The 19,040-nt window shown below is 61.2% G+C and carries 19 protein-coding genes and 1 tRNA gene; 9 read left to right on the forward strand and 11 right to left on the reverse strand.

Going from position 1 to position 19,040, the window contains the following annotated elements; all coding sequences use genetic code 11:
* Nucleotides 1-37 precede the first annotated feature (37 nt).
* Nucleotides 38-1,456 carry a DEAD/DEAH box helicase gene (locus V5B44_RS24255; protein ID WP_332361677.1) on the reverse strand — a complete coding sequence of 473 codons (1,419 nt, stop codon included), beginning with the start codon at nt 1,454-1,456 and terminating at the stop codon, nt 38-40.
* 620 nt (nt 1,457-2,076) lie between these two features.
* Between V5B44_RS24255 and V5B44_RS24260 the strand changes: the two genes are divergently transcribed.
* From V5B44_RS24260 to V5B44_RS24275, 4 genes are all read left to right on the forward strand, one after another.
* A complete protein-coding gene (locus tag V5B44_RS24260) occupies nt 2,077-3,495 on the forward strand; it encodes a circularly permuted type 2 ATP-grasp protein (RefSeq protein ID WP_332361679.1) in 1,419 nt (472 codons plus the stop codon).
* Nucleotides 3,496-3,514: 19 nt separating this feature from the next.
* Nucleotides 3,515-4,450, forward strand: a complete 936-nt coding sequence (locus V5B44_RS24265; RefSeq protein WP_332361681.1) for an alpha-E domain-containing protein — start codon at nt 3,515-3,517, stop codon at nt 4,448-4,450.
* A gap of 286 nt (nt 4,451-4,736) precedes the next feature.
* Nucleotides 4,737-4,811 (forward strand) — tRNA-Val (locus V5B44_RS24270).
* 356 nt (nt 4,812-5,167) lie between these two features.
* The gene (locus tag V5B44_RS24275) at nt 5,168-5,476 is read left to right on the forward strand and encodes a DUF3579 domain-containing protein (protein ID WP_332361683.1); all 309 of its coding nucleotides are present in this window, start codon (nt 5,168-5,170) and stop codon (nt 5,474-5,476) included.
* A 19-nt stretch (nt 5,477-5,495) separates the two neighbouring features.
* On the opposite strand, the gene murA is transcribed toward V5B44_RS24275, so the two are convergent.
* The 10 genes from murA to V5B44_RS24325 are packed head-to-tail and all read right to left on the reverse strand — an operon-like array spanning nt 5,496 to nt 12,498.
* Nucleotides 5,496-6,755 carry a UDP-N-acetylglucosamine 1-carboxyvinyltransferase gene (gene murA / locus V5B44_RS24280; protein ID WP_332361685.1) on the reverse strand — a complete coding sequence of 420 codons (1,260 nt, stop codon included), beginning with the start codon at nt 6,753-6,755 and terminating at the stop codon, nt 5,496-5,498.
* Nucleotides 6,748-6,993 carry a BolA family protein gene (locus V5B44_RS24285; protein WP_332361687.1) on the reverse strand — a complete coding sequence of 82 codons (246 nt, stop codon included), beginning with the start codon at nt 6,991-6,993 and terminating at the stop codon, nt 6,748-6,750. The genes murA and V5B44_RS24285 overlap by 8 nt, the downstream gene beginning before the upstream one ends.
* Before the next feature lie 3 nt (nt 6,994-6,996).
* Nucleotides 6,997-7,749: an ABC transporter permease gene (locus V5B44_RS24290; protein WP_332361689.1), complete on the reverse strand. Its 753-nt coding sequence runs from the start codon at nt 7,747-7,749 to the stop codon at nt 6,997-6,999.
* Nucleotides 7,749-8,672: an ABC transporter ATP-binding protein gene (locus tag V5B44_RS24295; protein ID WP_332361691.1), complete on the reverse strand. Its 924-nt coding sequence runs from the start codon at nt 8,670-8,672 to the stop codon at nt 7,749-7,751. Before V5B44_RS24295 ends, V5B44_RS24290 begins: the two co-directional genes overlap by 1 nt.
* Nucleotides 8,673-8,707: 35 nt before the next feature.
* A complete protein-coding gene (locus tag V5B44_RS24300) occupies nt 8,708-9,001 on the reverse strand; it encodes an STAS domain-containing protein (protein ID WP_332361693.1) in 294 nt (97 codons plus the stop codon).
* Nucleotides 8,998-9,612, reverse strand: a complete 615-nt coding sequence (locus V5B44_RS24305) for an MlaC/ttg2D family ABC transporter substrate-binding protein (protein ID WP_332361695.1) — start codon at nt 9,610-9,612, stop codon at nt 8,998-9,000. Before V5B44_RS24305 ends, V5B44_RS24300 begins: the two co-directional genes overlap by 4 nt.
* 57 nt (nt 9,613-9,669) lie before the next feature.
* A complete protein-coding gene (locus tag V5B44_RS24310) occupies nt 9,670-10,395 on the reverse strand; it encodes an MlaA family lipoprotein (RefSeq protein WP_332361697.1) in 726 nt (241 codons plus the stop codon).
* A 15-nt stretch (nt 10,396-10,410) separates the two neighbouring features.
* Complete coding sequence (gene mlaD / locus V5B44_RS24315) at nt 10,411-10,881, reverse strand: outer membrane lipid asymmetry maintenance protein MlaD (RefSeq protein WP_332361699.1); 471 nt, start codon at nt 10,879-10,881, stop codon at nt 10,411-10,413.
* The gene (gene mlaE, locus V5B44_RS24320) at nt 10,881-11,693 is read right to left on the reverse strand and encodes a lipid asymmetry maintenance ABC transporter permease subunit MlaE (RefSeq protein ID WP_332361701.1); all 813 of its coding nucleotides are present in this window, start codon (nt 11,691-11,693) and stop codon (nt 10,881-10,883) included. Before mlaE ends, mlaD begins: the two co-directional genes overlap by 1 nt.
* Entirely contained in the window at nt 11,680-12,498 is an 819-nt protein-coding gene (locus V5B44_RS24325) for an ABC transporter ATP-binding protein (protein ID WP_332361703.1), read from the reverse strand. The genes mlaE and V5B44_RS24325 overlap by 14 nt, the downstream gene beginning before the upstream one ends.
* A 132-nt stretch (nt 12,499-12,630) precedes the next feature.
* Here V5B44_RS24325 and V5B44_RS24330 point away from each other — a divergent pair, with 132 nt between their 5' ends.
* The 5 genes from V5B44_RS24330 to V5B44_RS24350 all read left to right on the forward strand — a co-directional run bounded on the left by V5B44_RS24330 (nt 12,631) and on the right by V5B44_RS24350 (nt 19,039).
* On the forward strand, nt 12,631-14,088 hold the full coding sequence (locus V5B44_RS24330; protein ID WP_332361704.1) for a sigma-54-dependent transcriptional regulator: 1,458 nt from the start codon (nt 12,631-12,633) through the stop codon (nt 14,086-14,088).
* Entirely contained in the window at nt 14,085-15,527 is a 1,443-nt protein-coding gene (locus tag V5B44_RS24335; RefSeq protein ID WP_332361706.1) for an AAA family ATPase, read from the forward strand. Before V5B44_RS24330 ends, V5B44_RS24335 begins: the two co-directional genes overlap by 4 nt.
* A gap of 79 nt (nt 15,528-15,606) precedes the next feature.
* Nucleotides 15,607-17,418 (forward strand): type II secretion system protein GspD, encoded by a 1,812-nt coding sequence (locus V5B44_RS24340; RefSeq protein WP_332361708.1) that lies wholly within the window; start codon nt 15,607-15,609, stop codon nt 17,416-17,418.
* Nucleotides 17,415-18,722: a tetratricopeptide repeat protein gene (locus V5B44_RS24345; protein ID WP_332361710.1), complete on the forward strand. Its 1,308-nt coding sequence runs from the start codon at nt 17,415-17,417 to the stop codon at nt 18,720-18,722. Before V5B44_RS24340 ends, V5B44_RS24345 begins: the two co-directional genes overlap by 4 nt.
* Entirely contained in the window at nt 18,719-19,039 is a 321-nt protein-coding gene (locus V5B44_RS24350; protein WP_332361712.1) for a hypothetical protein, read from the forward strand. The genes V5B44_RS24345 and V5B44_RS24350 overlap by 4 nt, the downstream gene beginning before the upstream one ends.
* The last annotated feature ends 1 nt before the right edge of the window (nt 19,040 follow it).

Below are 19,040 nucleotides of genomic sequence, written 5' to 3' on the forward strand. Positions count from 1 at the left end.
CGCACCAGACGGGTTTTTCAGTCAAGTACCGGGGCTATCAGCGATCGCCGTAGGTGCGGCGGCCGCCGCCGTGAGTGGCTTTCGCGGACTCATGGTAGGGCGCGCGAGGCGGCGGGCCATCGCGTCGGGGAGCGGATGGCTTGCTGAAGCGGCTATCGGCTTGTCCGACCGGCTGGCCATAGCTGCGCTTCTCGCCGCCCTTCCAGGCTGGCTTGCCAGCCGGGCGGGGAGTGGCCGACGGCCGGCGAGTCGGCTCATGGCCGACCACGACCTCGACCGGTATCATCTGCTTGGTAAAGCGCTCGATCTTCCTCACGTTGAATTGCTCGGCGTGATGGACCAGCGAAATCGCCAGACCACTACGGCCGGCACGACCGGTGCGACCAATCCGGTGCACGTAGTCTTCGGCGGCCTTCGGCAGATCATAGTTGAAAACGTGCGTGATTGTGGGGACGTCTATACCACGGGCGGCGACGTCGGTAGCGACCAGGATTCTCACCTGACCGCGACGCATCGCCGCGAGGGTACGGTTACGGGCACCCTGATGCATATCGCCATGCAGCGCCGCAGCGTTGAGCCCAGCGACGTTCAGGCGATCGCTGACGGTGTCGGCATCGCGCTTGGTAGCGGTGAAAACCAGCGCCTGATCGATCGACGCATCACGCAGCAGGTGGTCGAGCAGGCGGTTCTTGTGCGCCAGATCGTCGACAAAATGCATCCGCTGCTCGATATGGTCGTGTCTGGCCGAAACCGCATCGACCTGGATCCGTAGTGCAGCGCGCGTCATGCGCTGAGCCAGTTCTCCGACGGTGCCGTCGAGCGTCGCCGAAAACAGCATTGTCTGGCGCGAGGCAGGCGTCGCCGCAACGATCCTTTCGATGTCTTCGATGAAACCCATGTCCAGCATGCGATCGGCTTCGTCAAGGACCAGCACCTGCAACTGCGAGAAATCGATCTTCCCCGAACCCATGTGATCAATCAGGCGACCTGGCGTGGCGACCAGGATTTCCGGATTGCGACCGAGGAGCTCCATCTGCTTCGGGTAAGGCATACCTCCCAGGATGGCCACTGCCCGCACCTGATTGAGCTGGCGGCCGTACTTCTCGGTTGCCGCTGTCACCTGCAGGGCAAGTTCGCGGGTGGGCGTCAGCACCAGCATTCTTGGCTGCGCCGCCTGAAAGCGGTGGCGATCATGACCGCGCCCCGGTGCTGGGCGACGCTCCTGGACCGCCGTCCGAGCGGCAGCAGGCAGGCGCTGCTCCGAGGCAAAGCGATGCAGCGCCGGCAGCATGAAGGCAGCGGTCTTGCCGGAGCCGGTCTGCGAGGAAACCAGTAGGTCGCGGCCGGTCAGGGCAGCGGGAATGGCTTGAGTCTGAACCGGCGTTGGTTCGCTGTAGCCGGAGTCGGTCAGTGCTTTGAGGATGGCCGGGTGAAGGCCGATTTCTGCAAAAGTCATGTTCTCTTTCGTGTCGATGTGCCGTGCGCAGGCACAAGGGCGTGGCGCACTGCTGAAGCAATAAAGGCAACGCCAACCAACGAAAAGCTGAGAGACAGACGCTGTTCGATCAACAGAAGTCAGCACCAATCAGCACAAAAGCTTTGTGCCAGAACGGCGCTGATTGAATCGACACCAGAAGGCAGGAGGGCTTGAGAGTTACGGCAAGGTTCGCGATGCTCGCTGCACGCCGCAGGGACCCTGCATTGTGCGGCGCGCATTATAGCACCTGGTCGCTTGCCGTCCAGCTTTCTTTACAGATTGGGTGACAGCGGCGGTGGCGTTGGTACCGCACCGCCGTCCATGCAGACGGAGGGGGCAATGCTACGCTCGGTTCGTGCGCGGTTGCTGGCTTGGGAGCGCCTCGTCAAGGCTTGTGGTGTGCCTTGCCTGCCAGAGCCCGGCGAAGCAGCCGAATTTCCGCCAAAGACGCACCATCAGGGTGCGCCACAGTCAGTCTGCGCACCGGTTTCTGGCATCAATTCATGCTGCCGACCTTCGCTTTCCTGACTTTTTGACGCGTCGATCATGTGGCATGTTTTATGCTTTGATTGGATAAACCTACACAGGCGGTGAGCATCATGAGCGCAGATTTCTACAACGAGATGTACGATCCGGCCGGGACGCTGCGGCCCCACTACAGCGCCTTTGCCGATTGGCTGGCAACCATGCCGGCCGAGCGTCTTGAGCGGAAGCGCGCGGAAGCCGATACAGCGTTTCACCGCGTCGGTATCACCTTCGCGGTCTACGGAGAGGAGGCTGGCACCGAGCGCCTGATCCCCTTCGACATCATCCCACGTATCATTCCCGCGGCGGAGTGGCAGGCCCTGCAGACTGGTCTGTGGCAAAGGGTGAAGGCGCTTAACGCCTTCCTCCACGATATCTATCATGAGCAGGCGATCCTCAGGACGGGTTGCATCCCGCCTGAGCAGGTGCTTAACAACACGCAGTTTCGCCACGAGATGATGGGCGTCGACGTGCCGTCCGGCATCTACGCACATATCGCTGGCGTCGACATCGTTCGCGCCGGTGCAGGTGAGTCCTACGTCCTGGAGGACAATCTGCGCGTGCCAAGTGGCGTCTCCTACATGATCGAAGACCGCAAGATGATGATGCGGCTCTTCCCCGAACTCTTCTCACGGCACATGATTGCCCCGGTGCAGCATTATCCGGACATGCTGCTTGAAAACCTGCGCACGGTGGCGCCGAAAGGAGTCACCAACCCGACGGTTGTACTGCTCACCCCTGGTGCCTACAACAGCGCTTACTTCGAACATACCTTCCTGGCGCAGCAAATGGGCGTCGAACTGGTCGAGGGACGAGATCTGTTCGTCAAGGACGAGACCGTGTTTATGCGCACGACGCAGGGACCACAACGGATCGATGTGATCTACCGCCGGCTTGATGACGATTTTCTCGACCCGCTGGTTTTCAACAAAGACTCGATGCTGGGTGTCCCGGGACTACTGTCCGCCTACCGTGCCGGCCACGTCACGCTGGCCAACGCGATTGGCACCGGTGTCGCCGATGACAAGTCGATCTATCCCTATGTGCCGGAGATGATCCGCTTCTACCTCGGTGAAGAGCCGAAGCTGAACAACGTGCCCACCTGGATGCTGCGCAAGCCGGACGATCTCAAGTACGTACTGGCACACCTCTCAGAACTGGTGGTCAAGGAAGTTCACGGGGCCGGCGGCTACGGAATGCTCGTCGGACCTGCGTCGACCAGGGCCGAGATAGAGAATTTTCGCGCCCGTATTGTCACTGCACCCGAAAAGTACATTGCGCAGCCAACTCTGGCGCTGTCCAACTGCCCGACCTTCGTCGAATCAGGCATTGCCCCGCGGCACCTTGACCTACGCCCCTTCGTTCTATCCGGTAAACGCGGAATCGGTATGGTGCCGGGCGGCCTGACACGGGTGGCGCTGCGTGAGGGTTCGCTGGTCGTAAACTCATCGCAGGGCGGGGGCACCAAGGATACCTGGGTGCTGGAAGATTGAGAGCCACGGAGAACCCGACATGTTAAGCCGCACTGCTGATCACCTGTACTGGATGGCGCGCTATACCGAGCGCGCAGAGAACCTGGCACGACTGCTCGATGTGTCCTACCAGATGTCCCTGGTGCCGCAATCCCTTGCTTCGCAGAACGAGAACTGGCGCGCGATACTCGCACTGAACAGTCTGGAGGACGCTTTTGCACGGGTCTACAGCGAAGTCAATGTCGAGAATGTCCTGCGCTTCATGGTTTCCGACGCGGCCAACCCATCGTCGATCTACAGTTGCCTGCGTGCCGCGCGCGAGAATGCGCACGCGGTGCGTGGCACTTTGACTGCCGAGATGTGGGAGTCCGTCAACGGCACCTGGATCGAACTGCGTCAGCAGAACTTCGAGCACATTCTCGCCCGCGGCGTCAGCGAGTTTTTCGACTGGGTAAAGCTGCGAGCGGCAGTGACGCGTGGCGTCACTTTCGGGACCATGCTCAAGGACGATGCCCTGCATTTCATCCGCCTCGGCGGATTACTCGAGCGTGGCGACAACACGGCCCGCATTCTCGACATGCAATATCACATCCTTCGCCAGAATGATGACGAGGGGGCGAGCGATTTCTATCGCTGGGGCGCACTTCTGCGCTCGCTGTCAGCGTTTCAGGTCTACCGCAAGGTGTATCGCGACGCGATCACCCCGGCCCGTGTCGCCGAGTTGCTGATCCTGCGCATGGATCTGCCAAGATCGCTGCATGCCTGCGCCGACGGCATCGTGCGCATGCTGCAGTTGATCGCCAACGGCGCTTCGGCAGAAACTGAACGGCAGGCTGGCGTCCTCCATGCCCGACTGCATTTCGCGCGCATCGACGACGTACTGGCTGGAGGGCTGCACGAGTACCTGACCGATTTTATGGATCGCATCTACGAACTCGGTGATGGCATCAGCCAGGACTTCCTGATTCCGGCCTGAGCCGGCGAGACAGGCTCCGCTGCGTGCCGCCAGGCCGTGGTCCTGCCAACCCTTCCAGGCCGCGGGACCTGGGCCGAGACAATCTGGTCGCGATGTCCTCGGATTGACCGCACGCCCGACCTGTGATGTAATTCTGCCTTCTGTCGGTCTGGTCGCACGGACAGCGCCTTGGTCGAACGACCTTCTGGTGCACCGCCGGCGTGAACCTCAATCGCACAGATGTCCCGCGCGTGACATCATGCCTGCTTGCGTCCCTGGACGCGGCGTAGCGAGGCGACTGGAACTTGGGCGATTAACTCAGTGGTAGAGTGCCACCTTCACACGGTGGAAGTCAGTGGTTCGAACCCACTATCGCCCACCATCCGACCTACTAGGCACTTCGAAGCGCCATCTGCCTCGACGCCCAGGACTCCCGACGTATTTCGGCATCTCCCGAACATCACAATGCAGAAACACCGCCTTGCGCGAAGATGCCCGACAGGCGCAAGCAAAAGAGAATGGCCCGCAGCAAGGGGCTGCGGTCATACCGACGCCGCCCGAAACAAGGGTAACATCCATCGGTGCGTCATCTTCCCGACAGGTCCGAGAAGGCGCTGCAAGACCCGGCAAAGCCGCCACCTTTCTGGTAAAATGGGCCCGTCGGCCAGTTTGACAAGACCTTCAAGGACATCCCAAGAGAGTAATTCGCGGTTCACCTCGCTACGACATCACCGAGATATGACCACTACGCCACACTCCTCTTTCATCATCGTCGGCCTAACCATCGCAGGCAGGAAGTTCCGCCCGAGCGACTGGGCCGAGAGACTATGTGGTGTGCTGTCGGCTTTTGGCGCCGAGAAGAGAATGCGCTATTCACCCTACGTCGGTCCGAGGAACTACAAGGGTGAAAAAGCAGTTTTCGTGGATGGTCGACTCTACGACGTGGAGCCGATGGCCTATCGGTTTGTGCTTCACTTCGCGCAAGACAACGACCTGCAACTGATCCAGGATGTTGCCCCGCCAGCCAGCCCGAGCAAGTCAGCCTAGCTGTTGCCTGACGGGTTCGTCAACGGATCCGTCTGAGCTGCGCCCCGAGTTGTCCGAGCTTCTCCTCGATCCGTTCGTAACCCCGGTCGAGATGGTAAATGCGCTCTATCAGCGTCTCCCCCTGCGCTACCAGGCCAGCGATGACCAGACTGGCTGAAGCGCGCAGATCTGTGGCCATGACCGTTGCGCCATCTAGACGATCAACGCCGGTAACCATGGCGTTGCTTGCATCGATCTTGATATCTGCCCCCAGTCGAATCAGCTCAACCGCGTGCATGAAACGGTTTTCGAAGATGGTTTCGCGAATCACGGCTGAGCCCTCGGCCACACAATTGACCGCCATAAACTGCGCCTGCATGTCGGTCGGAAAAGCCGGATAGGGCGAGGTGCGCACGCTGACGGCCTTGAGCCTGGATGGCGCCTTGAGCCTGATCGCCTCGCGCTCGGCGACGATGTCGCAGCCGGCGTCGAGCAGTTTGTCGACTACCGCGTCGAGATAGGCCGCCGACGTCCTGGTCAGACGAACATTGCCGGCGGTTGCTGCCGCAGCACAGAGGTACGTCCCGGTCTCGATACGGTCGGCCATGACCGCGTGGGATGCACCGTGCAGGCGCTGTACGCCGCGGATGCGAATCTTGTCGGTCCCTGCCCCGGAAACTTGCGCGCCCATCGAAACAAGACAATTGGCCAGATCGACCACTTCCGGCTCACGAGCGGCATTCTCGATGATCGTCTCGCCCTCGGCGAGTACAGCCGCCATCATCAGATTTTCGGTACCGGTCACGGTGACCATGTCGGTCACCATGCGGGCCCCCTTGAGTCCGCCAGCCCCCACCCTGGCATGGATGTAACCCTGCTCGACGTGAATCTCTGCACCCATCGCCTGCAGCCCTCTGAGATGCTGTTCGACCGGTCGTGCGCCGATTGCGCAGCCCCCTGGAAGTGACACCCGCGCTTCACCATGACGCGCGAGCAAAGGGCCCAGGACGAGGATCGAGGCGCGCATGGTCTTGACCAGGTCGTAGGGGGCAAGTGGGTTGTTGAGGCCCCGGCTGTTCAACACCACGCCGTCAGCGCCTTCGTGGGTAACCGCGACGCCCATCTGCTCGATCAGGCGCAGCATCGTCGACACATCCTTGAGCCGCGGCACGTTGCTCAGCTGCAGGGAGTCGGACGACAGCAGGCTGGCACAAAGGATTGGCAGGGCTGCGTTCTTGGCACCGGAAATGGCGATTTCGCCACAGAGCGGCGTGCCGCCCTGAATCAACAGCTTATCCACGCGCTGCACTCCACTCTTCAGGGGTTTGGGTTTTCATCGACAGGGCATGCAACTCGCCGCTATTGAAATGTTGGCGCAGGACTTCGTTTACCCGTTGCTGCCGTTGCACGCGATTCTTGCCGGCAAATTCGGCGCTGACAATCAGCGCCTCAAAGTGGTGGCCGTCGCCTGCTACCTGCAGGTGCTCGCAGGACAAGCCTGCAGCGATGATTTTCTCGACTTGTTCAGGCTGCATCATGATTCAGGACCTCAGTTTGTAACCACTCCGGAGCAGCGCCAGTGTTGCCGCCGATACCAGCACGAAGCTCATGGCGACGACTGCCAGACTGGTTTCCGGCGCCACGTCGGAAACACCGAAGAAGCCGAAACGAAAGCCGTCGATCATATAGAACACGGGATTGAAACGCGATACCTGCTGCCAGAATTCCGGTAGCGAATGAATCGAGTAAAAGACGCCGGAGAGCATGGTCAATGGCATGATCAGAAAGTTCTGAAAGCCCGCCAGTTGGTCGAACTTGTCGGCCCAGATGCCCGCCACCATTCCCAGCGCTCCCATAATGGCGCCACCGAGAACGATGAACGTCAGAACCCATAGTGGGGCCTGCAGGTCCGGTACGGCAAACCAGATGGTGCCCAGCACCACCCCCGTCCCGACCATCAGGCCGCGCAACATCGCTGCCATGACGTAGGCGAGAAAGAACTCGACGTAAGAGATCGGCGGCAGGAGCACAAAAACCACGCTACCCGTCACCTTCGACTGGATCAGACTTGAAGAGCTGTTGGCAAAGGCATTCTGCAGTGCCGACATCATCACCAGCCCGGGGATCAGAAACGCGGGGTAGGGAACACCGTGCACCTGCACATGCGCCTCCAGGACATGCGAAAAGATCATCAGGTAGAGCATTGCCGTCAGCACCGGCGCCGCGACGGTCTGAAAGCTCACCTTCCAGAAACGCAATACCTCCTTGTAGAGCAGCGTTCGGAAACCAAGCATCACACTGCGGCCTTGTTCGGGCTGACGGTACTCTGCATGACGCCGAGAAAAACGTCCTCAAGATCGGTCTGCGTCAGTCGCAAATCCTCTATGCTACAGCCCGCCTCGCGCAGCGTGCTCAGCAAGGGCTCGATCTCTCCGAGGTCAGCGAGTGGCAAGGTCCACCGCCCGCCACTTTCCGTTGCGCGGGCGCGCAGCGCCTCCGGCAGGGTGCCTGGCGACGCCAAGCGCAGATTCAGAGTCTGGCCGGCGAAGCGTGCCAACAGGTTGCTGGTCGAATCGAGGGCCACCACCCGTCCCTGCTTGAGCATTGCAATCCGCCCGCACAAGGCTTCGGCCTCCTCAAGATAGTGCGTGGTCAGGATCACCGTGTGCCCGTCACGATTGAGGCGCTGGACGAACTGCCACAAGCCCTGTCTCAATTCGACGTCGACCCCGGCAGTCGGCTCGTCGAGGACAATCACCGGCGGCTTGTGCACCAGGGCCTGGGCCACAAGCACCCGGCGCTTCATGCCGCCGGACAGGCGTCGCATGTTGGTGTCGGCCTTGGCCGTTAGATCCAGGTTGGCAAGAATCTCGTCGATCCAGTCTCCATTGTTGCGAATTCCAAAGTAGCCCGATTGTATGCGCAGGGTCTCACGCACCGAGAAGAATGGGTCAAAGACCAGTTCCTGCGGTACCACGCCAAGCAGACGGCGGGCAGCGCGGTAGTCGGTGACGACATCGTGACCCATCACGACGAGCTTGCCGGTATTCGGACGGGCGAGGCCTGCCAGGCATGAGATCAGAGTCGTCTTGCCGGCACCATTGGGTCCAAGCAGACCAAAGAACTCGCCCTCGCCGATCTGCAGTGAAACGCCGGCAAGCGCCGAGACGGAGCCAAAGCGCTTTTCGACGCGATCGATCGCAACGGCGACGCTCATGGGATGTACGCTGGCGTGCGAGGCTGCGGGCGCAGTCAGGCGATCGGGAGTAGTTCGCAAACGCCGTAAAGCGTCGCCAGGCTGATCAGGCTTGCCGGCGGGCTAACGATGCGCAAAGCCACGCCGCGCTCACCGGCGGTACGCAGCCAGGCCAGAATGACACTCAAGGCCGAAGAATCGATCTCGTGGACGGCCGCAAGATCGAGCAGTGTCAGCTCTTGCCGAGCGCCCGAAAGCAGAAAACTCCGCCCGGCCTCAAGCAGGGCACGGGCGTTGGCAATGACCATCGGCACCGTCACGCGCAGGCTGGCGTCCCCGTGTTCAATCATTTCTTGCCGGCTTCGAGCTGTCTGTTGCGATCGGCCAGCATCGCGATCAGGCCATCAATGCCCTTGTTGCTCACTTCCTGCCTGAAGGTGTCACGGTAATTGGTGACCAGGCTGACACCGCCAACGATCACGTCGTAAACCTTCCAGCTGTCACCCTGTTTCTCGAGTGTGTAATCGAGGTTGACCGGCTTGCTGCCCGGCTGGACCACCTCGGTCTTGACCACCACAGAGGTGTCGCCCCCATCCATCCGGCTCGGCTTGTAGACCACCGTCTGGTTCCGGTAGGAAGTCAGCGCATTGGAATAAGTCCGAACCAGCAGCGCCTTGAACTCCTCCGACAAGCGCTTCTTCTGTTCCGGCGTCGCCTTGTTCCAGTCGCGCCCTACGGCCAACGCCGTCATGCGCTGGAAATTGAAATACGGCAGCACCTTGGTTTCGACCAAGGCGATCGCTTTCTTGGTATTACCGTTCTGGATGTCCTTATCCTGGCGGACGACGGTCAACACATCCTCGGTGACCTGCCGGACCATGGCATCTGGCGCAAGCTCCTGCGCAACTGCGGGAGTCGACGCGATCAACAGACCAAACAACAGAGAAAATAGAGACTTCATGAACATTTCCTGGTGGCAAGCATTCCCTGACTGGCGCCGCGAAGCGCGTAAGCGCATCTACTTCGAGGACTCATCGTCAAGGAGCTCATGTGGCACTGCCCCGTCGAAAATCTCGCTGCGACGATGCTGCAGGTAGGCGTCCCGGATGTAGTTGTACCTGTCGAAGGCGGCCTCATCGACTACCTTGTCGGAGGGCAGGAGGCTGGCGCGCACATCAATATAGCGTATGCCGACCAGGGTGTTACGCAGCGATATGTCGTCGACGCGCCACACCGGGTCGAAATAGACGTCGACCATCCAGCCGAAGGTATCGCGCGTTGTCCGTGGCCCGATCAGCGGCCAGTAGAAGAAGGGACCATCAGCGACTCCCCACTTGCCGAGGGTTTGGCCAAAGTCCTCGGAATGCTTGGTCAAACCCATTTCGCCGGCGACGTCGAAGGCACCGCCAATGCCAACCGTGCTGTTGATCAACACCCGACCGACATCGGAGACAGCCTGCTGGCCCTTGCCCTGCAGAAGGTTGTTCACCGCGGTCCAGAGATCCCAGATATTGCCGAAAAAGTTGCCGATGACCACCTTCACTGGTAGCGGAGCGGCGGCATCATAGCCCCGCGCCACCGGCTTGACGACGACGTCGAGGCCTTCATTGACGGCGAACATCGCACGGTTGAAACCCTCGAAGGGGTCCTTCGGATTGTTTGCCGTCGTCGCACAACCGCTGGCAGCAAGCATCGCTGTGACGCAGGCCAAGTACGAGACACGAGTTGAAAAGTTTGCATTCACCGCTTGTCCTCCCTTTTATTTTTCGCTTGATCCTTCAGAGGCCTTGTTGAACATGAACTGACTGATCAGCTTTTCCAGTACCACCGCAGACTGCGTCTTGGCAATCGACTCGCCGGCCTTCAGCATCGCCTCGTCGCCGCCAGGGTCCAGCCCGACGTACTGCTCGCCGAGCAGACCCGAGGTAAGAATCAGGGCGAAGGTATCCTTCGGGAAGCGATAGCGGCCGTCGATGTTGAACGTCACCACCGCCTCATAGGTCTCCGGGTCGAAACGGATATCGCCCACCCGACCGACCACCACACCGGCGCTCTTTACCGGGGCGCGCACTTTCAGGCCGCCGATGTTAACAAAGTTGGCGGTTAGTGGGTAAGTCTCCGAAAAATTGGCAGTCGCCAGATTTCCGACCTTCAGCGCCAGGAACAGCAACGAAGCCACACCCAGGGCAACAAACACACCGACCCACAGGTCGAGCAACTTGCGACTCATCAAGCCTCCCGGAACATGAACGAGGTCAACACAAAGTCAAGCGCCAGGATCGCCAAAGCCGACTTGACGACGGTGCCCTTGATCGAGCTTGAAACGCCTTCCGCAGTAGGTACCGCATCGTAACCCTCGAAGACGGCAATCAGGGAAACGGCAATGCCGAAGACAAAACTCTTGACGATACCGCTCCAGATGTCGTACCTGAAGTCGACCGAGGCCTGCATCTGAGACCAGAACGCCCCTTCATCGACGCCGATGAAGACGACACCGATCAGGTAGCCACCAAACACGCCGGTGGCGGAAAACAGTGCCGCCAGCAAAGGCATCGAAATCACGCCCCCCCAGAAACGTGGCGCCACGACGCGGGCAATCGGATTCACCGCCATCATGTCCATCGCGGTCAGTTGTTCGGTGGCCTTCATCAGGCCGATTTCAGCCGTGATCGACGAACCCGCGCGCGAGGCGAAAAGCAGGGCAGCGACCACCGGCCCGAGTTCCCGCACCAGCGACAGCGCGACCAGAACGCCCAGCGCATCGGCAGATCCATAGCGCTGCAGTGTTTCGTAGCCCTGCATGCCCAGCACCATGCCGATGAACAGTCCGGAAACCATGATGATCAGCAGGGACTGGAAACCCGAAAAATAAACCTCCCGAATTGTCAGGTTAAAGCGCCGGAACGACTGCCCCGACCAGATCAGCAGCATCAGGAAAAAACGGGTGGCAAAACCCAGTCGCAGCAACGCCTCGTTGACCCGGTGGCCCAGACTGGCGACCGCCGCCACGATCGCCCCCGAATCCTGCCTATCGTCGGCCATGCGCGCCTTTCCCCAGCAGTTCCTGCGCGAGAGGAATAGCCGGATAGTGGAAAGGGACCGGGCCGTCAGCTTCGGCAAACACGAACTGATGGACAAAGGGATGCTTCGAAGCGCGGATTTCATCCGGCGTTCCGAGCGCGACGATCTTCCCGTCCGACATGAAATAAATGAAATCGACGATCAGCAGAGACTCCTGAATATCGTGAGTAACCATGATCGTCGTCGCGCCCAGCGCATCATTGAGCTTGCGAATCAGCTGACCAATGACGCCCAGCGAAATCGGATCGAGACCGGCAAAGGGTTCATCATACATGATCAACATCGGGTCGAGCGCGATCGCCCGCGCCAGAGCCACTCGTCGTGCCATGCCGCCCGAAAGCTCAGCCGGCATCAGTTGATGCGCACCGCGCAGGCCAACGGCATTGAGTTTCATGAGCACCATGTCGCGAATCAGTTCTTCCGTCAGATCAGTGTGCTCGCGCATCTGATAGGCGACGTTGTCAAACACCGAAATGTCAGTAAACAAGGCACCAAACTGGAACAGCATGCCCATGCGCCGGCGCAGCGCGTACAACTCGTCATTCGCCAACTGCGGCACCGACTGGCCATCGACCAGCACGTCGCCACGGCTCGGCCTGAGTTGCCCACCGATCAGCCGCAACAGGGTGGTCTTGCCGCAGCCGGAACCGCCCATGATTGCCACAACCTTTCCGCGCGGGATCTCCAGGCTGATGCCGTCGAGGATCGGTCGATCCTCGTAGGCAAAATCAAGCTCCTTGATTTCGACAAGATTACCGGCAGGCACGGCAGTATCCCAGGACAAAAGCGAGCGCGAATTATACCCGACCGACTCCCCGGTCGCTGTGAATTACTTGGCGTTAATATAATTGTGGAATAATGCCGGGAAGACCCTCTCCCGAGAGACGACAAGCTTTTCATGCTCACCCTGCCCGGACCCTCCCTGCCCGAAAAGCCGCTTCTGCTCATCGTTGACGACGACGCTCTGATCTGTGACAGCCTGAGTTTTTCGATGACGCCGCTATTCGAAGTGGTTACCAGCCATTCTCGCCCGCACTGCCTGCAACTGCTTCGACAATTGCGCAGAGCGCCGGAACTGGCGCTGGTTGACCTCGGATTGCCACCTGCGCCGCATCGCCCCGATGAGGGTTTTGCGCTGATTTCCGACCTGCTGAAAGTGGCGCCAGAGATTCGCATCGTTGTCCTTTCCGGCCAGAGCGATGACGGTAATGCGCGCCATGCCCGCACGCTCGGCGCCGCCGACTTTGTCGCCAAGCCCTGCGATCCCGGCGACCTGCAGCAGGTCCTCAAGGGCGCACTGGCCTTTCGTGCGCTGGACGAAAGGCACCGGGAAGGCGCTTCGCCCCTGATCGGCAACAGCCCGGCGATGCAGAAGCTCCGCGTGCAACTACGACAATATGCCGATTTGCCATTCCCGGTCCTGATCGAGGGCGAGTCAGGCAGCGGCAAGGAGATCATTGCCTCCGGTTGTCTGCATTACGAAACCCGACGCCGACTGCGGCCATTTCTGGCACTCAATTGTGCCGCGATATCGCCCAATCTGGTTGAAGCCACCTTGTTTGGCTATGGCAGGGGCGCGTTCACCGGCGCCATCACGACCAAAGCCGGCTACTTCGAAGATGCCGCTGACGGCACGCTTTTTCTCGACGAGATTGGCGAACTCGCCCTGGACCTGCAGGCGAAGCTGCTGCGAGTGCTGGAAAACGGCGAGTACCAGCGGGTAGGCGAAACCCAGAAGCGGGTCAGCCAGGCACGCATCATCGCCGCCACCAACCGCGACCTGCGCAAGGAGGTCAGGTCCGGCAACTTCCGCGCCGACCTCTATCACCGCCTGTCGGTCTGTTCGATTGCGGCCCCGTCCTTGCGCGAGATGGGCGACGACAGGCTGATCCTGCTCGACCACTTCCGGCGACACTATGCGGCACAGACGCAGCAGCAGCCGTTCCGGCTGTCCCCGGCAGCGGAAGCCCTTTTTCTCGGCTACGCTTTTCCCGGCAATGTTCGTGAGTTGCGCAACATCGTCATCCGCCTGACCACCAGGCACTCGGGCCAGCTGGTCGATAGCACAGCGCTCGAGGCAGAACTCGATCTGCCTGATGACCTGCCGGGCGTCTCATCCAATTCAGCCACAGCCGACGAAGAGGCAAGCGGCGAGGCGATCATCGCTGCGGCCACTCATCGCCTGCGGCAACGAGAACCCTTCAGCCTCGATCGGCTGCTCGACGCCACCGAACGTGGCTACATCGAGGCCGCACTGAAACTGGCGCATGGCAACGTCAGTCAGGCAGCACGCCTGCTCGGCATCCACCGGACGACGCTCTACAACCGCATGGAAGCCACGGCACGCGAGCCATGATGTATCTCGATCATTTCGGCCTGCAGCAAGCGCCATTCCGCATCACGCCGCACACCGAGTTCTTCTTTGCCGGTGCCAACCGCGGCGCCACGCTCGAAGCACTGATCTACGCGATCACCCACGATGAGGGCATCGTCAAGGTCAGCGGCGAGGTCGGAAGCGGCAAGACCATGCTCTGCCGCATGCTGCTCGAAAGGCTCCCGGACAACGTTGAAACGGTCTATCTGGCCAACCCCATGCTCTCGCGGGACGAGATCCTGTTGGCCATCGCCGCCGAACTGCGGCTGCCTCTGCCGGAAGAGCACGGGCATCTTCTGCTGCGCGCCTTGCAGGCACGTTTGCTCGAAATCTATGCTGCCGGCCGCCAGGTTGTCGCCCTGATCGACGAGGCGCACGCCATGCCCGCTGAGGCGCTGGAAGAGATCCGCCTGCTTTCGAACCTTGAATCGAGCCAGCACAAGCTGCTGCAGATCGTGCTATTCGGCCAGCCTGAACTCGACCAGCGTCTGGGTGAAAACGCCATGCGCCAGCTCAATGACCGCATCACGCACAATTTCAGGCTGGAGCCGCTGCACCGCCGGGACGTCGCGGTATACCTGATGTTCCGGCTGCGCGCGGCCGGCTACCGAGGGCCCGACCTGTTCAGCAGGCAGGCGATCGAGCTGATCAGCAAGGCCTCCGAAGGGCTTACCCGACGAATCAACATCCTCGCCGACAAGGCGCTGCTCGCCGCGTTCTCCGAAGGCGTGCACCAGGTCGACGGCAAGCAGGTTCGGGCGGCGATACGGGATGCGCAGTTCAGGCGAATCGATGGTCCCGCCGGAATCAGGTGGTGGATCGGAGCAGGCGCGGCCGTGACCCTCGCTACGATCGCCGTTCTGGCCTACCTTGCTGGCAGCTACAGCGCGGCCCGCCAGACCAGGCCGGAGTCGACCATCGACGCCGCGCAGACCACCACGGCGCCGGTGGTGACGGTGCCGCAGCCGCCAACGCCATCCGTCCCTGAGCCGTCAGCGCCGTCTGCAGCCTCCGGGCCTTCTGCGGCACCGAACAAGGTGTCTTCGCCGGAAGTGCCGACGCCCAGCGCGGCAGAACCCTTCAGCCTTGACGCGCGAATCGCCGCCACCGAACGGTGGTTGAAGCAGACTCCGGACAGCCACCATTTCATCCAGTTGCTCGTGACGGATGCTGCCAGCCACGAGCAAGTGACTGCTTTCATTGCCAATAACGCGGGAACGCTCGACTTGCGGCAGGTCCGGGTCTATCGTTCCAGTATTGGCGGCAGGATGCGATTGGGCGTCATCTACGGTGACTACCCTTCCCGCGACCAGGCGAACGCCGCGCTGGCGACGCTTGGCGAGATCAGCCCGTCGAGCAGGCCTTACGTGCGAGCAGTCGCCAGGCTGCGCTCGCCAGGGGCTGCCAAAGGAAGCTCGTAACACAATTAAAATCATGTACTTGTATCGACATCCTGGCGTGATATGATGACTTCTGCCTTTGACCGGATCGAGCCTGAGCGTGTCTCCGAGAACCCTTGACAGCATCCTCCTTGTGCTGCTGCTTGCCGGCTGCACACCGACCACCCTGAGCACCGGACCGTCTGCCGGACACCTGCAGGCAGACAATGTTGCCCGCCCGCAGGGGGCGATTCCCCAGCCCGTTCAACAGAGCGTCTCGCTACCCCGGCCGAGAACGGCCGCCAGGACCGAGACCTACAGCGTCGTTGTCAATAACGTCGAAGTTCACAATCTGCTGTTCGCACTGGCGCGGGACGCCAAACTCAACGTGGACATCCACCCCGGAATAACAGGCCTGGTGACCCTCAACGCCATTGACCAGACGCTGCCACAACTGCTTACCCGTATCGCCAAACAGGTGGACATGCGCTTCGAGATGGACGGCCCGAACCTCGTCGTGATGCCCGACTCACCCTATCTCAAGAACTACAAGGTCGATTACGTCAATATCGCCCGCGAGGTTACCGGCACCGTATCAACCAACACGCAAATCTCGACCAGCAGCCTGGGTACGAGCGGGGCCGGGGGTTCCGGCAGCGCAAATACGTCGCGGCTACAGATCGAGAACAAGTCAAACAACCGCTTCTGGGGATCTCTCGAAAAGAATCTGAAGGATCTGCTACACGAAACGGACAAGGTTTTCCCGGAAGGATCGACGGAAACGGTCACCGAGCAAAGCGCTTCACAAACCACGACCGGCACCGGTGCCCCAGCCCCGACGGGGACCCCTTCGCGCGCCAACCAGATGGTCCAGACGCTGGCCGGCAGCCCCAATCCTGCGACGCTGCAGAACACCGGTGCTACCGTCGTCAAGCGAATGACCTTCCGCGAAGCTGCGTCGGTCATTGCCAACCCCGAAGCCGGTGTAATCACCGTGAGGGCCACCTCACGACAACACGAAAAAGTCCAGGAGTTCCTGGATAGGGTGATGAGCAGCGCCCGGCGACAAGTGTTGATCGAAGCGACGATCGTCGAAGTCACACTATCCGACGGCTATCAGCAGGGAATCGAATGGAGTCGCCTGACGAGTGGTACCGACTACAGTGTGACCCGGCCAACATTAACGACGAACGTGCCCAACCCCGTCTCCCCTTACGTATTGAAGTACCGCGACATCAACCCGCTGAATCTGGTGGTAACACTGGAACTGCTGCGCTCCTTCGGTAGCGTCAAGGTGCTATCCAGCCCAAAGCTCGCCGTACTGAACAATCAGACGGCCACACTGAAGGTTTCCGAGGACTTCGTGTATTTCAACGTCTCCTCCAACACGACCACAACGGCCAACGTCGGCACAACGGTCGGCATTACGACCACCCCACAGTCGGTTTCCGTCGGCTTTTTCATGAGCTTGACCGCACAGATCAGCGATAGCGGCACGGTGACGCTCAACGTTCGCCCATCGATTTCGAGCATCTCGGAACTCAAGCGTGACCCTAACCCGATCATTCCAAACAACATTCCAAACTATGTACCGCAGATAAAAACTCGCGAAATTGAGTCATTGATGCGGATTGAGAGTGGCGACATCGCAGTCCTCGGCGGCCTCATGGTGGACACTGTCGACAACAAGGCAGGGCGATTCCCAGGCTTGGGCGACATTCCATTCCTCGGCGAAGTATTGAATACGCGGGCGAACTCGTCTGCAAAGACGGAACTTGTCGTTCTCCTGCGGCCGACAGTGATCAGGGATGGTTCGATCGAGGGCGACTTCAGCAGCTTCAGGGAGTCTCTGCCCGGCAAGGATTTCTTCCGGGCCGACCAGGTCTTCCAGCCTTTCTCGCTTCCCGAACGGCGTCCGGAGCCGCTGCAGTGAGCCTGCTGATGGATGCCCTGCGGCGGGCGGAGGAGGCCAAGCGGCTGGCCAACCCGAGCAGCCAGCCAGATCCCGTCACCTCGCCCGGCGACCTGACCCTGGCCCCGCTGGAAACCCCTCCGAGGCCACAAGGCCGGTCGCTGCCGCCGCTCGCCAAGCACCTCGATTCTGCCGACGCGGACCTGGCATCCGCAGCCACGACAGCGCCGCCTGGCCGGAGCGCGGCCAGGCCGGGAGCACCGCCAACAGATCCCGGCATGCGCGAAGCTGCCGAACGAACTGCGGCGAGAAATGTGTTTGCCGTCAAGCAGCCGCCCCGGTCGCGCACTGCGCTGTGGCTTTTCCTGGGACTGGGAGGCCTGTCGACGCTGGCGATCGGAGGCTACTTCTGGTGGCAGTTGCAGTCGCTCTCGAACGGCGCGCTGGTCGTGGCGCCGCCGCCGATGCTGCCAACAAGCCCGTCGCCTGCCCCGGCATTGGCTGCCAACGTGGCTGCCACGCGTGTGCCGACGACGCCAACCACGCCGCAGCCCCTTCCGACATCCCCGCCAGAGTCGCCGCAACTCCCGCCCCCGCCCAGGGCAGCGGCCCCCGTCTGGTCCCCTGCGCAGGCACGAAAGGAAACTCCCAGCACCCTGCCGCGGCAGGAGGCCGCCTTGTTCCGGGCGAGCAACAGCCGGGCTAGACCGGACCAGACGCTCAACCAGGCCTACGAAGCCTGGCAGGCAAACCGGCTGGACGACGCGCGTCGCGGCTACGAACAGGTTCTGCGCAGCGACCCCCTGGAATGCCGACGCGCTCCTCGGCCTGGCAGCGATCGCCGCTCGCCAGGGCAAGGCCGAGCGGGCGCAGGATCTGTACCTGCGGGTGCTCGAAGCCGACCCTGGCGACTCACTGCGCAGGCGGCGCTGATCAACCTGCGTAGCCAAAGCGACACGGGCCCGTCCGAAAGCCGCCTGAAGACCTTGCTCGCCAGCCAGCCGGACGCTTCTGCACTGCATTTCGCGCTGGGCAACCTGTACGCCCGGCAGGGTCGCTGGAGCGAGGCGCAGCAGGCCTATTTTCAGGCCTATGCCCTGGAGCCGGACAACGCCGATTACCTGTTCAACGTCGCCGTCAGCCTCGATCACCTGCGCCAGAACAAGCTGGCGGCGCAGTATTACCGGATGGCCTTGAGCGCAGCCGAGACTCGGCGCAGCGCCTTCGACCGAATGCCGCCGGGCAGCGCATTCTTGAACTGCAGCCGTGATGCAGTCAGCGTGCAGCGATCCGGCGACCTGAGTTGCCTGCCAAACCAATCATGAACGCTCCTGCCCTGCATCCCCATCTGCGACTGCTGGGTCAGATCCTGATCACCAAGGGCATCCTCAGCGAGGATCAGCTGCGCATCGCCCTGCTCGAGCAGATGAAGTCCAACCAGCCGATCGGCAAACTGCTGGTCTCGCTCGGCTTCGTCTCCGAGGCGACCCTGCGCGACGCCCTGTCGGAAAGTCTGGGCAAGCAGAGTGTCGATCTGTCGAATGCGATCATCGACCCGTCGGCGCTGAAGCTCGTGCCGCGCGATCTCGCCAAGCGCCACCACCTGCTGCCGCTCGACTACGATGCCGAACCACGTGCCTGAC

The sequence above is a fragment of the Candidatus Accumulibacter necessarius genome (assembly GCF_036625085.1).

Coding starts and splice junctions, on each gene's coding strand:
- V5B44_RS24265 (WP_332361681.1), top strand. CDS start 3,515: ATGTTAAGCCGCACTGCTGATCACCTGTACTGGATGGCGCGCTATACC.
- V5B44_RS24255 (WP_332361677.1), bottom strand. CDS start 1,456: ATGACTTTTGCAGAAATCGGCCTTCACCCGGCCATCCTCAAAGCACTG.
- V5B44_RS24350 (WP_332361712.1), top strand. CDS start 18,719: ATGAACGCTCCTGCCCTGCATCCCCATCTGCGACTGCTGGGTCAGATC.
- V5B44_RS24305 (WP_332361695.1), bottom strand. CDS start 9,612: ATGAAGTCTCTATTTTCTCTGTTGTTTGGTCTGTTGATCGCGTCGACT.
- V5B44_RS24295 (WP_332361691.1), bottom strand. CDS start 8,672: ATGAGCGTCGCCGTTGCGATCGATCGCGTCGAAAAGCGCTTTGGCTCC.
- mlaE (WP_332361701.1), bottom strand. CDS start 11,693: ATGGCCGACGATAGGCAGGATTCGGGGGCGATCGTGGCGGCGGTCGCC.
- V5B44_RS24275 (WP_332361683.1), top strand. CDS start 5,168: ATGACCACTACGCCACACTCCTCTTTCATCATCGTCGGCCTAACCATC.
- V5B44_RS24285 (WP_332361687.1), bottom strand. CDS start 6,993: ATGATGCAGCCTGAACAAGTCGAGAAAATCATCGCTGCAGGCTTGTCC.
- V5B44_RS24335 (WP_332361706.1), top strand. CDS start 14,085: ATGATGTATCTCGATCATTTCGGCCTGCAGCAAGCGCCATTCCGCATC.
- V5B44_RS24260 (WP_332361679.1), top strand. CDS start 2,077: ATGAGCGCAGATTTCTACAACGAGATGTACGATCCGGCCGGGACGCTG.
- V5B44_RS24330 (WP_332361704.1), top strand. CDS start 12,631: ATGCTCACCCTGCCCGGACCCTCCCTGCCCGAAAAGCCGCTTCTGCTC.
- V5B44_RS24290 (WP_332361689.1), bottom strand. CDS start 7,749: ATGCTTGGTTTCCGAACGCTGCTCTACAAGGAGGTATTGCGTTTCTGG.
- V5B44_RS24300 (WP_332361693.1), bottom strand. CDS start 9,001: ATGATTGAACACGGGGACGCCAGCCTGCGCGTGACGGTGCCGATGGTC.
- mlaD (WP_332361699.1), bottom strand. CDS start 10,881: ATGAGTCGCAAGTTGCTCGACCTGTGGGTCGGTGTGTTTGTTGCCCTG.